This is a genomic window from Leeuwenhoekiella obamensis (assembly GCF_055391795.1).
In genome coordinates this window covers 1,352,938-1,366,059 of sequence record NZ_AP029251.1, presented here as the reverse complement: position 1 = coordinate 1,366,059, position 13,122 = coordinate 1,352,938, and the positions used below count along the sequence as shown (strand labels likewise).

The window sequence follows — 13,122 nt, the reverse complement described above, 5'->3', positions numbered from 1 at the left end:
TACATCACGGCAACAACTCGCAAAGCAGTATCTTTGAAGCATCCTAAATTATAAATTATGCGTGCTTTAGTTCTTTTGGGCTTGACCCTTATATTTTTATCCTGCCAGGAGCAACCCACGGCAGATGAGATCATCAACAAAGCCATTGAAACTGCCGGTGGTGATGTGCTGAATAAGGCTGATATTTCATTTAAATTTAGAGACTATTACTACAAAGCGCACCGTGACGGCGGCAAGTATAGCTTAGAGCGCTGCACAGATGAAAATTGTGAGCAAGTGCATGATATTTTGACAAATGATGGTTTCAAACGTCTGGAAGAAGGTGCGCAGGTTAATTTGCCAGATTCATTAAAAAATAGATATTCAAGCTCAGTGAATTCTGTGCATTATTTTGCGGCTTTACCATATGGATTAAACAGCGCGGCGGTGACAAAAACGCTTGTGGGAGAAGATGAAGTTAAAGGTCAAGAATATTATAAGATCAAAGTAACTTTTGCTGAAGATGGTGGAGGCGAAGACTTCCAAGATGAATATATGTATTGGATCAACAAAGCGTCTTACACGGTTGATTATTTAGCCTATAATTATCAAGTAAATGATGGCGGAACACGCTTTCGCGAAGCTTATAATGTGCGAACTATAGACGGAATCAGGTTTGTAGATTATAATAATTACAAACCAGAAGAAACCTTCCCAGCATTAGAAAGTCTTGACTCTCTATTTGTGAATGATAAACTTGAGCTGCTATCTAAAATTGAGCTAGAGAATGTAGAAGTTACTCCTTGCTCCAGCTGTTAAGCGTCTTAACTTCTACATCTGCATCACCAGCACTTATGGTGATTTTAAAAACTTTACCAAACTGCGCATCATCAATTTCCTGAAATTGATTTTCGCCAAGCATTTTATTAGCCAGATTTGCTGTGGTATTTGTGTGGCCCACAACCAGAATCGTTTTTCCCTCTGTAGCTTTTATAAAGGCTTCATCATATAAACTAGCAGGATCGTATTGATTGATCTCTAGACCTAATTTTTCTGCAGTAGGCGTAGCTGTTTGCATGGTGCGCGTAGTGTTTGTGCTGTAAACCGCATCTATATCTTTGTCAGCAAAATAATCTGCCCAGTATTGCGCACGTTGCTCACCTTTTGCCGTAAGGCTAGGATCTTCACCAGTTTGTTTTTCGGCATGTCTTATTAAGTAGAATGTAGCTTTTTCATTCGCAGGTTCTGCTTCACTTTTAGACTGTGAAACCGTGTTATTGCAAGAAAATAGAACGAGTGGAAGTAAAATAAGGCTAAGCGAAAATCTCATGGTTTTGTTTTGCGGTCAATTTAAGCATTTTTAACGCATGCAGATTAAAATTTGGCAATCTATTGAGAATGATTTACTATTAGTATGAGTAATTTTAGGATATAAGAAATTTAAAAACAATTAGCTATGAACCAGATGGAATTAGAAGGAAAGTGGAAGCAAGTAAAAGGTAAATTCAAGCAAAAATATGGCGAGATTACTGATGATGATACCACTTTTGCAGAAGGAAAGTTTGACGAAATGTTGGGCCGTTTAGAAGAAAAAACAGGAAAAACAAAGAGTGAAATCAAGAAGGAAATAGAAACCTGGTAGAGAAGCAAGTAAAATTGCTATGAAGAAGAGGGAGAAACCGTTGCATTTGCAGCGGTTTCTTTATTTATACACCTCGCAGATTTACTTTATTTTTGCGCCCTGATGCGAATTAAAAAAGAATTTCTCGTTACCATAAATGATGACCTCAAGACTAAGATCACGGCTTGGGCTTCGCAGAACACGCATTTTTGCTGGTTAGATAGTAACGGTCACAAAGGCGATTTTGAAGCTGTGCTCGCTGTGGGCGCAGAAGAGGTACTTTGTGTAAATTCTTATCAGGCTTTCGCCAAATTAAATGCGCTTGTAGAAAAGCAGCAAGATTGGTTTTTTGGATATTTAAGCTACGACCTTAAAAACGAACTAGAAGATCTTGAAAGCAATAATCTTGACCAACTTGATTTTCCTGAACTCTATTTTTTCCGTCCACAAAAGGTTCTCAAACTTCAAGAAGATAAAATTGAGGTTCAATATTTACCTGAATTTGAACATGAAATCGAATCTGATCTTGAAGCGATCAAGAATCAATTATTTGATGAAGATTTTAATGGCAATGCTCTAGAAATTAAAGCAAGACTCACAGAAGAACAATATTGTGAACGTGTAGAAAAAATGCTAGATCACATCAAGCGTGGTGATATTTATGAAGCTAATTTCTGCATGGAATTCTACGCAAGCGGTAACATAAAACCACAGCAAACATTTACGGCGCTTAACTCAATTTCTAAAGCTCCATTTGCTTCATTTCTTAGACTTAACGATCATTATCTTATTTCTAGTTCGCCAGAGCGCTACATAAAGAAAACAGGAAATAAAGTCATTAGCCAACCCATAAAAGGTACTGCTCGTCGCAGTAACGATTCAGAAGAAGATCTGCAGATCGCCAAAGAACTTAGCGAGAATCTCAAAGAACGTTCTGAGAATATCATGATCACAGATCTAGTGCGCAATGATCTCTCAAAGATAGCAGAGCGTGGTAGCGTTAATGTTGACGAACTGTGCAAAGTGTATTCCTTTAATCAAGTGCATCAAATGATCAGCACCGTAACAGCAACCGTTGATCAAAATTTCAATGCAGTTGATGTTATAAAAGCAACTTTCCCCATGGGAAGCATGACTGGCGCGCCTAAGGTTTCGGCCATGAAGATCATAGAAGATCTTGAAGTCACAAAACGCGGACTTTACAGTGGTGCGGTGGGATATTTTGATCCTTCGGGCGACTTTGATTTTAATGTTGTGATTCGCAGTATTCTCTACAATGAACAACAGTCTTACGTTTCATTCTCAGTGGGTAGCGCGATCACAGCTTTGGCTACAGCCAAAAACGAATATCAAGAATGCCTCTTAAAAGCAAAGGCTATGCGGCAAGTGCTGGAGTAATCTTTTCCTGTTGTCTATCATATAAAGTATATTTGACTCACGATGACGCAGGAATTCTCAAAACATATCAACGCACATTTTGCTAAGCTTAAAACTAGCAGAGCGATTCTTGCGATAAGCGGTGGCGTTGATAGCGTTGTTCTTGCGCATTTACTGCACGAGATCAAGATCCCATTTGCGATGGCGCACTGCAATTTTAATTTGCGAGGTGAGGCTAGCGATGGTGATGAGCAATTTGTTGAGAAACTGGCAGAAAAGCTGGATGTAGAAGTTTTTACACAAGGTTTTGATACGTTGGCTTTCGCCAAAGAAAATAAGCTCTCAACACAAATGGCAGCCAGAGAACTACGGTATCAGTGGTTTGAAGAATTACGTAGTTCGCTGAATTTTGACTTTATTCTCACCGCACATCACGCTAATGATGATTTTGAAACCTTCTTGATCAATCTTAGCAGAGGCACTGGTCTTGATGGTTTACTGGCGATCCCAGAAAATAATGGACATATCGTTAGGCCATTAATACCTTTCAGTAGAGATGTAATCTTGGCTTACGCCAAAAAACATTCGATCGAATGGCGAGAAGATTCAAGTAATGACTCTGATCATTATTTACGCAACCACTTGAGACATCACGCCGTGCCACCCATAGTTGAGAAAGTGCCACACTTTCTGAGTAATTTTGGCGAAAGCCAGAAACATCTTGCCGATGCTAAGGATTTGCTTGATGATTATATCGCGTTGCTGTATGATCAGATCGTGATCGAAGCTTTTAATGGATATCAATTTAATATCGCTGCGCTTAAAACCATACCGCATAGAAATGCCGTTATATATCAACTACTGAAGCATTTTAATTTTACCGCTTGGGATGATATTTATGCACTTATTGATGCGCAAACGGGAAAATATGTGAGTTCTGGTACGCATAGAATCATAAAAAACAGAGATCATTTATTGCTTACAGTGGCTCGCGAGCCTGATGCGAGAGAGATTTTAATCGCTGAGAATGAATGCAAAATGGCGCATGAAAACTTGCAGTTGTGTGTAAGTGAGGTTGATACATTTGACGAGGTAAACACGCAGATAGCTTACTTTGAAAAAGCGGCTTTAAAATTCCCTTTAAAATTGAGAAAATGGCAAGAGGGTGATTATTTTTATCCTTTCGGGATGCGCGGCAAGAAGAAAGTAAGCAAGTATTTTAAGGACAAAAAATTCTCTGCGATAGACAAAGAAAAAACATGGATCCTGTGCAGTGGTGAAGATATAATTTGGATCGTAGGTCACCGCACAGATGACAGATATAAAGTAGATAGATCAAAAAATGACACAATACTTAAAATTGAGGCGAAATACATTAATTAATCTCTTTTGCCTATTTCTACTGGCAATTCCACAACTTACGTTTGCACAAAGTTTTGGGCAGGATTCTCCTTTTGGCAATCAAGGGATGATGATAAGTCCGGTGAGTTGGGAAGGTAGCGTTGAGAAAATTTCTGACACAGACTATAACTTGATCTTTAAGGCGGATATTGACCCAGAATGGCATATTTATTCTCAGCATACACCAGATATAGGTCCTATTGCGCTGGGTTTTGAATTTTTGGGTCAACCCAAAATATATACCTTAGAAGGTGAAACTGCAGAGAGTGAAACACATACAGAATATAGCGATATCTGGGAAGGTGATGAGATCTTCTTTGAGAATGAAGCTATACTGACACAAAAGATCAAACTTGTTGACAAGAGTGCTAAGACTGTAAAAGTTACTGTGAACTACCAGGTTTGTAAAGAGCAGTGTATCAACGAAGAATATTACTTTGGTTTTAACCTAGAAACCAAGAAAGCTGAAGTCTTTGAAGACTACAGCGCGTTTGAAGCCTTTGGCGCAGAGGCTGAAAAAAAAAATGAAAAAGTAGACGTTCCCACAGCTACTGAAACTCAGGAAAAAGATGAAAGTAGAAACTTGTGGACACTTTTTATAGTTGCTTTTCTTTCAGGGTTTGTGGCGTTGCTAACACCTTGTGTTTTCCCCATGATACCTATGACGGTGAGCTACTTTACTAAGCGTAGTAAGAATGTTGCCACCGGTAAACGCAACGCGATACTTTATGGAATTTTCATTATTGTTATTTACGTGAGCCTTGGTTCACTAGTAACAGCGATTTTTGGTGCAGATTCGCTTAATGCGTTGGCTACGAGCGTTATTTTCAACCTTGTTTTCTTTGTTATACTTGTGGTTTTTGCGGTTTCTTTCTTAGGAGCTTTTGAGATCATGTTACCCAATTCTTGGGCAAATGCGGTGGACAAACAAGCAAATCGTGGTGGATTGATAGGTATCTTTTTTATGGCTTTGGCATTGGCCATTGTTTCCTTTAGCTGTACAGGTCCTATTGTAGGAACTGTTCTTGTTGACGCTGCCGCAAAAGGTGGTCTTGCGCCTATAGTCGGTATGTTTGGATTTTCGCTAGCCATTGCGCTTCCCTTTGCACTTTTTGCGTTGTTCCCAGGGTGGTTAAATTCTTTACCCAAATCTGGGGGATGGCTCAACACGGTGAAGGTTTTTCTAGGATTTTTGGAGTTGGCTTTTGCCTTTAAATTTCTTTCTAATGCAGATCTTGTAGTTCAAGCGCATTGGTTAGAACGCGAAGTTTTCTTAGCCATCTGGATCGCGATCTTTGGAGCGATGGCGCTGTATCTTTTCGGTAAGATCAGGTTGCCGCATGATAGTCCGTTGCCGCATATTTCAGTAGGCAGATTATTTATGGGGCTTATCGTTGCTTCATTCACTATTTATTTAATTCCGGGACTGTGGGGCGCTCCGTTGAAGTTGATTAGCGGTTTTCCGCCACCTATGGAGTATAGCGAATCTCCGTACGGCGTAGGTTCCGCGCAAGCGTCACAACCAGACTTAGATGATATTGAAGAGGATTTGCAAGAATATGTAAAGTTCAAAGCGCCAGAGAATATCATGTATTTTACAGATTATGATGCTGGTATGGCTTACGCCAAAAATAATAACAAACCGGTAATGCTAGATTTTACAGGTCATGCATGCGTAAACTGTAGAAAAATGGAAGATCGCGTTTGGCCAGAGCCAGAAGTGCTTTCTATTTTAAAAGAAGATGTGGTATTGATCTCATTATTTGTAGATGCAAAAGAAGAACTACCAGAAGCTGAACAATACACCAGCGAAACTACTGGCAAGCGTATCGAAACGGTAGGTAATAAATGGAGTGACTTTCAGATCAAAAAATACGGTGCTAATGCACAGCCATATTATGTTTTGATAGATCATAATGAGAATAACTTAAACGCTCCTGTGGGCTACACACCAGATGTTGAAGAATATCAAGCGTGGCTTAAAGAAGGAATTAAAAATTTTGAATAACGAATAAAACCCCTAATGAAAAACTTAAAAAATCTCTTTGTTGCGGTATTACTGTTTGTTGCAGCTATTGCACAAGCACAAACCGAAGAATACGTAAGAGCGCATTATGACAAGCAAGAAGTAAAGATCAAAATGCGTGATGGTGGTATGCTACACACCACGATATATTCTCCTAAAGACAAAACAAAAGAGTATCCTATCTTAATGATGCGTACGCCGTATAGCTGTGCGCCTTATGGCGAAGAAAACTTTAAAGGTAGAATAGGGCCTAACCAGTTTATGGTTGAAGAAGGTAACATATTCGTGCAACAAGATGTTCGTGGCCGCTGGAATAGTGAAGGTGTTTATGACAACATGCGCGCGTATATCCCAAATAAAAAAAGAAAGCAAGTTGATGAAGCCAGTGATACGTATGACACGATAGATTGGCTTGTTAAGCATGTAGATAATAACAACGGTAACGTGGGTATTTGGGGAATTTCTTATCCTGGTTTTTACGCTACGTATTCTTTGTTAAGTGAGCATCCAGCGCTTAAAGCTGTTTCTCCACAAGCATGTATTTCAGATTTCTTTTTTGATGATTTTCATCATAACGGAGCGTTTTTAGAAAGTTACTGGAGAGCGATTTCGCTTTTTGGATATATGAAAGAAGAGCCTGTAACTGAGGCTTGGTATAAATTTCCAGATTTGCCTACGCAAGATCAATATCAATTTTTCTTAGATGAAGGTCCGTTAACAAATCTTGATGAGTATTATAAAGAAGACAATGTTTTCTGGCAGCAGATCAAAGATCATCCTAATTATGATGAGTTCTGGAGAAGCCGCGGAATTCTACAGCATTTAAAAGACATTAAACCAGCTGTGATGATCGTAGGTGGACTGTTTGATGCCGAAGATCTTTATGGACCATTCAACACATATAAAAAGATCGAAGAAACCAGTAACAACTATAATATTTTGGTTTATGGACCTTGGAGTCACGGCGACTGGGCGCGTTCTTCAGAGCGTCAGGCGATAGGTAATGTGTACTTTGGCGATAATCTTTCAAGAGATTTTCAAAAGAACTATGAGACCGTTTTCTTCAATCATTTCTTAAAAGACAATGGAAAAGGAGAGATCAACTTCCCAGAAGCTTCAATGTATGATAGCGGTGCTCGCGAGTGGGACAGCTACACACAATGGCCTCCTAAGGAAGCTGTGACAAAGAGTTTCTTTTTGGGCGAAAGCCAAAAACTAGATGAGAGCGCTGATGCAGATTATGCAAATACATTTATCAGCGATCCTGCCAAGCCAGTACCGTATTCTGAAGATATTAAAATGGTTTTCACACCTAGAAAATACATGACAGACGATCAGCGTTTTGCTGCGCGTAGACCAGATGTTTTGGTTTATGAAACTGATGTTTTGACCGAAGATATGACGCTAACTGGCGAAATTCTAGCTAAATTAAAAGTGGCTACAACCGGTACAGATGCAGACTGGGTGGTAAAAGTGATCGATGTGTATCCCAACGATGCAGAGGATTTTCCTGAGACGCAGCAATACCTTAAAATGGATAATTACCACATGATGGTGCGCAGTGAAGTAATGCGTGGTCGCTTTCGCGAAAGCTTCTCTGACCCAAAAGCGTTTGAGCCAAACACAAAAACTGAAGTTGACATCACATTACAAGGCGTGAATCACACGTTCTTAAAAGGTCACAAAATGCAAATTCAGATTCAGAGCACATGGTTCCCGTTGATAGACCGTAATCCTCAGACGTTTGTGCCTAACATTTACAAAGCTGATGCCGATGATTTTCAGAAACAAACGCACACAGTTTTTGGAGACTCTGAGATACAGTTTAATGTTTTAAAATAATTTTTATGAAAAGACTGTCTATATACCTTGTTCTAGCGACTTTTTTATTGAGCGTTTCTTGTAAAGAAGAAAGTAAAAAAATCTACACTGAAGCAGAAATAGAAGAAGCAAGCACCGCGCTTCACAACTGGCTTGACGCCGAGTTTGAAGAAGAGGTTATGGCTTCACCTATGTTTCAAACAGAGTTGGGCCGCAAGACAAATTATGGGCAGTGGGATGATATATCATCTGATGCAAAAACAGCGCTTCTAGAGCGCAACAAAGAGCGTTTGCAGTATCTAAATAATGATGTAGATACTGCAGCGCTTAATGCAAATGCAAAATTGAGTTATGCTTTGTATAAACTCAATATGGAAAATGAGATCGAGGATCACGAGTATCGTTTTTATGATTATCCGGTGAATCAAATGTTTGGTTTGCATGCAGAGATCCCTTCGTTTTTGATCAATAAACATAGAATAGATAGTCTAGCTGACGCTAAAGCTTACATTGAGCGTTTGAAGAATATTCAGCCGCTTTTTAAAGAGTTAGTTAATCAACTTAGCATTCGCGAAAGCAACCAGATCATTCCTCCTAAGTTTGTTTTAGGCCGTGTTCTAGAAGATAGTCGCAATATCTTAAAAGGTAAACCTTATGAGAAATCAGTAGAGCGCACGCCACTTCTAGAAGATTTTGTAACAAAGATCGATGCCATTGAGCTTACAGATGAGGAGCGTAAAAAACTCATCAGTGAAGCAGAAACTGCACTTATTGAAAATGTAAGACCTTCGTATGATGAATTGATCGCTTTTGTTGAAAATCAGCAGCAGCGCGCAACTACAGATGATGGAGTTTGGAAATTTCCGCATGGCGAAGAATATTATCAGGTAATGCTGCAGCGATCTACAACAACTTCAATGACGGCAGATGAGATTCATCAATTTGGTCTGGACGAAGTTGCTCGCATTCATCGTGAGATGGAAGCGATCATGAAAGAAGTTGACTTTGATGGTAGCTTACAAGACTTTTTTGCCTTTACGCGCACAGATGAGCAATTCTATTATGAAGACTCACAGGCTGGGCGCGAGCAGTATTTGGCTGATGCCAAAAAACTAATTGACGATATGCGTTTGCGTCTGGATGAGTTATTCTTAACTAAGCCAGAAGCTGATATTGTTGTAAAACAAGTTGAACCCTTTAGAGAAAAAAGCGCAGGTAAAGCCTTTTACAATCAGCCGGCGGCAGATGGAAGTCGCCCCGGGATTTATTATGCAAACTTGTATGATATTAAAGCGATGCCAAAATATCAAATGGAAGCCTTAGCTTATCATGAGGGAATTCCTGGCCATCATATGCAAATCGCGATCGCTCAAGAATTACAAGATGTACCAGACTTTAGAAAATTTACTTTCTACACACCTTATGTAGAAGGTTGGGGTTTGTATTGCGAATTGATCCCAAAAGAAATGGGATTTTATAAAGATCCTTATTCAGATTTTGGTCGCCTTGCGGCAGAATTATGGCGTGCATGTAGACTTGTGGTAGACACAGGTATTCATTCTAAAAAATGGACACGCGAAGAAGGAATCGCATATTATGTAGATAATACTCCCAATGCAGAAAGCGACTGCATAAAAATGGTTGAACGTCACATTGTGATGCCAGGACAAGCGACTGCCTATAAAATTGGGATGCAAAAAATCTTAGATCTTAGGAAAAAAGCACAAACAGAATTAGCTGAAAATTTTGATATCAAAGAGTTTCACGATGTAGTGCTTACTAATGGTTCTGTACCGCTATCAGTTCTTGAAGAACTTGTAGACCAATATATTGCTTCTAAAAAGGAGATCTAAAGGGAGAAAATGGGGTAGGCCTAAAAAAGAAAAACACCCCCGCAAAGCACGAGGATGCCTTTCACCCCTAAAATTTTAACTATCACTTTGAATAGATTGTTCAAATATAGTAATTACTTATATTTTAAAAATATCTTTTATAATTTTTTTTAAATCAAGGTTTTAACTTGTAAAAAGTAAGACATCCCCAAGTGATGAGGATGTCTTAACACCCTAAATTAATTATGTCTAAAATTTGATACCCCTAATAATCAAACCCCAAACGCATATTTAATCTCTACGATTTAAATACATGGCTAAATTATATGTAATATCTCATCAAAAAAAGGGGGAAATCCCCCCTTTTTTTGATAACTACCACTAATAATTATTGATTAAAAATTAAGTGTTTTAATTACACAAAATCATTAAGCTTTTGAGCGCTAGAATTAAGCGCCGTTTTCAGAGGGTGATGAATTTTTTTTAGGAATTTCTCATTTTAACATTCGTAGATTTTTGAGATTCTAGAGTAATCTTTTTTTTTTGAAAAAATAATATCGCTTTTTATTTACCCGTTTTCAATTCCATAATATTTTAAAACTAGGTTAGTATTTCTTCAAATTCGCATAGTAAAATATTCTGAATATTACATTTCTCACAATTTTTGATAATTGCTTCTTTCTCGTGATGCGTTGTTTGATGTAGTGCGTAACTTTCGATTAATTCTAAAATTGAACGTTGAGATCACTTTTTGGCGAAAGCCAAAACATTATATAATTAAGGAGTAGATGGAGGATAAAAATGTTAAGCAGATAGTTTATCAGGTTTTTACCAGGCTTTTTGGCAATACAAATGCGGCAAATAGACCGTGGGGAACGATCGCCGAAAATGGAGTAGGGAAGTTTAATGATTTTACAGATGTTGCGTTGCAGGCTATTAAAGAGCTTGGCGTCTCGCATATTTGGTACACCGGTGTGCCGCATCATGCGGTGATAAATGATTATACTGCTTTTGGGATATCTAACGACGATCCTGCTGTGGTAAAGGGCCGCGCGGGTTCGCCTTATGCGGTTAAAGATTATTATCAGGTAAATCCTGATCTGGCGGTAGATCCTGCAAATAGAATGGCAGAATTTGAGGCGCTTATCGCTCGCACACATGCTAACGGCATGAAGGTGATCATTGATATTGTGCCTAATCACGTGGCTCGCAAATACGAGGGTTTGAACAATCCGCCGGGGGTTACGGACTTTGGCGACGGTGATGATACCAGTTTGGCTTACGCCAAAAACAATAATTTTTATTACATCCCAGGCGAGGATTTTAAGACTCCTAATTGGCGGTATGGCTACGAACCTCTGGGCGGTGAAAAGTTAGAAACAACTGATGGAAAACTTATAGAAAGCCCAGCAAAATGGACAGGCAACGGCTCTCGCAACGCACAACCAGATTTTAATGATTGGTATGAAACGGTGAAGATCAATTATGGCGTGCGACCTGATGGACAAAAGGATTTCCCAGAATTGCCGGCAGGATTTGAGCATGAAAATTATAAAAAGCACTTTGAGTTTTGGTCTGATAAAGACTTGCCAGACAGTTGGTATAAATTCAGAGATATTGCGCTTTTTTGGTTAAGCAAAGGAGTAGACGGCTTCAGATTTGACATGGCTGAAATGGTCCCGGTAGAATTCTGGAGTTTTATGAATAGCAGTATAAAAATGCAAAACCCAGATGCGTTTTTACTTGCAGAAGTTTACAATCCTGCTTTGTACAGAGATTATATTTTTAAAGGAAAAATGGATTATCTCTATGACAAGGTTGAGCTTTATGACACGTTAAAAGCTGTAATGCAAGGTCATGGAAGTACAGATCATATCGCGCCCATTATTCTTTCTCAGGATGATATAGAGCTCAATATGTTGCATTTTTTAGAAAATCATGATGAGCAACGCATTGCAAGTCCAGATTTTGCTGGCGCTTCCGCGAAAGGTAAACCAGCGATGGTGCTAAGAGCCACGATCACAACTTCGCCGGTGATGCTTTACTTTGGGCAAGAAGTAGGAGAAGCAGCTGAAGAAAATGCAGGATTTGGTTCTCCCACAAGAACATCAATATTTGATTACATCGGTGTGCCGGCGCATCAAAGGTGGATGAATGAAGGAAAATTTGATGGTGGCCAATCTACCGAAGAAGAAAAGGAGCTAAGAGATTTTTATAGAAGACTTCTTGCATTTACATCACAAAGTAAAGCGCTTACGGGAGATTATAAAGACATTCATGCGCATAATAGATATAATACAGAGTGGTATAATGATAAGGTGTATAGCTTTGCTCGCTGGAAGGATGATGAAAAGTTAGTGATCATTTCAAATTTTGATGCGCATGATATCTTTGGTTTTGAGTTACAATTACCGCATGAACTCGTGCAAGCATGGAATTTAGAGAATACTGAATATCTTTTTGAAGATCAATTGTATCAGCGATTTACAAGCAAGATGACAGTGAATGATTCACTCGGTTTTATGCGCATTGATATTAAACCTCTTGAGTCGTTTATCTTAAAATTAAAGTGATCTTTTTAAGATTTTACAACGTGAAAATACCTGCTTTATTTTCTTAAAGTATTCTTAAGACAATTGATATGCCTTTATTAAATTTGGTCTCGTAACTTAATTTAATCAATCAATGTCAAAAAACACAATTACTCTACAACAAGCAAAAGACTGGACTTCAAGATGGAGAACAGAGGATAAAGAAGGCAAACATGAAGATCTTAAAGGTTTTCTTATACCTGCAGATGATCTTATAGAAGTGCTTAAGGAGTTAAAAGGAGAAAAAGGCGATCGTTATGTGCGTGCATATCTAGGCGTTAATGATGATGACACTCCTAAATTAGTCATCGTAGGTACAGAAAAGGCTGTGGACGAAAAAGGAAACACATATTACAAAGATCTTCTACCAGCAGAAGCCGATAGTTTAAATGCTGATGATGAAGGGATTTTTGATTTAACAAGACCTTGCCCACCGAATTGTGACCCTACCAGTGTTTTGAACTAAAAATAAAT

At 38.7% G+C, this 13,122-nt stretch carries 10 protein-coding genes; 9 read left to right on the top strand and 1 reads right to left on the bottom strand.

Annotated features, from left to right (window positions below; genetic code table 11):
* The first annotated feature begins 57 nt into the window (after positions 1 to 57).
* Positions 58 to 798 (top strand): DUF6503 family protein, encoded by a 741-nt coding sequence (locus ACZ5L8_RS06110; RefSeq protein WP_464440386.1) that lies wholly within the window; start codon positions 58 to 60, stop codon positions 796 to 798.
* On the opposite strand, the gene ACZ5L8_RS06105 is transcribed toward ACZ5L8_RS06110, so the two are convergent.
* Positions 776 to 1,309 (bottom strand): SixA phosphatase family protein, encoded by a 534-nt coding sequence (locus ACZ5L8_RS06105; protein ID WP_464440385.1) that lies wholly within the window; start codon positions 1,307 to 1,309, stop codon positions 776 to 778. The two genes, ACZ5L8_RS06110 and ACZ5L8_RS06105, sit on opposite strands and share 23 nt — an antisense overlap.
* Before the next feature lie 126 nt (positions 1,310 to 1,435).
* On the opposite strand from ACZ5L8_RS06105, the gene ACZ5L8_RS06100 reads away from it, so the two are divergent.
* From ACZ5L8_RS06100 to ACZ5L8_RS06065, 8 genes are all read left to right on the top strand, one after another.
* The gene (locus ACZ5L8_RS06100; protein WP_462598288.1) at positions 1,436 to 1,621 is read left to right on the top strand and encodes a CsbD family protein; all 186 of its coding nucleotides are present in this window, start codon (positions 1,436 to 1,438) and stop codon (positions 1,619 to 1,621) included.
* A 102-nt stretch (positions 1,622 to 1,723) separates the two neighbouring features.
* Positions 1,724 to 2,998 carry an aminodeoxychorismate synthase component I gene (gene pabB, locus ACZ5L8_RS06095; RefSeq protein ID WP_464440384.1) on the top strand — a complete coding sequence of 425 codons (1,275 nt, stop codon included), beginning with the start codon at positions 1,724 to 1,726 and terminating at the stop codon, positions 2,996 to 2,998.
* A gap of 42 nt (positions 2,999 to 3,040) precedes the next feature.
* Complete coding sequence (gene tilS, locus ACZ5L8_RS06090) at positions 3,041 to 4,360, top strand: tRNA lysidine(34) synthetase TilS (protein WP_464440383.1); 1,320 nt, start codon at positions 3,041 to 3,043, stop codon at positions 4,358 to 4,360.
* A gap of 85 nt (positions 4,361 to 4,445) precedes the next feature.
* Positions 4,446 to 6,386 carry a protein-disulfide reductase DsbD family protein gene (locus tag ACZ5L8_RS06085; protein WP_464440925.1) on the top strand — a complete coding sequence of 647 codons (1,941 nt, stop codon included), beginning with the start codon at positions 4,446 to 4,448 and terminating at the stop codon, positions 6,384 to 6,386.
* A gap of 15 nt (positions 6,387 to 6,401) precedes the next feature.
* On the top strand, positions 6,402 to 8,246 hold the full coding sequence (locus ACZ5L8_RS06080; protein WP_464440382.1) for a CocE/NonD family hydrolase: 1,845 nt from the start codon (positions 6,402 to 6,404) through the stop codon (positions 8,244 to 8,246).
* Between the two features lie 5 nt (positions 8,247 to 8,251).
* Positions 8,252 to 10,078: a DUF885 domain-containing protein gene (locus tag ACZ5L8_RS06075; protein ID WP_464440381.1), complete on the top strand. Its 1,827-nt coding sequence runs from the start codon at positions 8,252 to 8,254 to the stop codon at positions 10,076 to 10,078.
* Positions 10,079 to 10,845: 767 nt separating this feature from the next.
* Positions 10,846 to 12,630: an alpha-amylase family protein gene (locus ACZ5L8_RS06070; RefSeq protein WP_464440380.1), complete on the top strand. Its 1,785-nt coding sequence runs from the start codon at positions 10,846 to 10,848 to the stop codon at positions 12,628 to 12,630.
* Positions 12,631 to 12,742: 112 nt separating this feature from the next.
* Entirely contained in the window at positions 12,743 to 13,114 is a 372-nt protein-coding gene (locus ACZ5L8_RS06065) for a hypothetical protein (RefSeq protein WP_464440379.1), read from the top strand.
* Positions 13,115 to 13,122 lie beyond the last annotated feature (8 nt).

Coding starts and splice junctions, on each gene's coding strand:
- ACZ5L8_RS06110 (WP_464440386.1), top strand. CDS start 58: ATGCGTGCTTTAGTTCTTTTGGGCTTGACCCTTATATTTTTATCCTGC.
- ACZ5L8_RS06105 (WP_464440385.1), bottom strand. CDS start 1,309: ATGAGATTTTCGCTTAGCCTTATTTTACTTCCACTCGTTCTATTTTCT.
- ACZ5L8_RS06100 (WP_462598288.1), top strand. CDS start 1,436: ATGAACCAGATGGAATTAGAAGGAAAGTGGAAGCAAGTAAAAGGTAAA.
- pabB (WP_464440384.1), top strand. CDS start 1,724: ATGCGAATTAAAAAAGAATTTCTCGTTACCATAAATGATGACCTCAAG.
- tilS (WP_464440383.1), top strand. CDS start 3,041: ATGACGCAGGAATTCTCAAAACATATCAACGCACATTTTGCTAAGCTT.
- ACZ5L8_RS06085 (WP_464440925.1), top strand. CDS start 4,446: ATGATGATAAGTCCGGTGAGTTGGGAAGGTAGCGTTGAGAAAATTTCT.
- ACZ5L8_RS06080 (WP_464440382.1), top strand. CDS start 6,402: ATGAAAAACTTAAAAAATCTCTTTGTTGCGGTATTACTGTTTGTTGCA.
- ACZ5L8_RS06075 (WP_464440381.1), top strand. CDS start 8,252: ATGAAAAGACTGTCTATATACCTTGTTCTAGCGACTTTTTTATTGAGC.
- ACZ5L8_RS06070 (WP_464440380.1), top strand. CDS start 10,846: ATGGAGGATAAAAATGTTAAGCAGATAGTTTATCAGGTTTTTACCAGG.
- ACZ5L8_RS06065 (WP_464440379.1), top strand. CDS start 12,743: ATGTCAAAAAACACAATTACTCTACAACAAGCAAAAGACTGGACTTCA.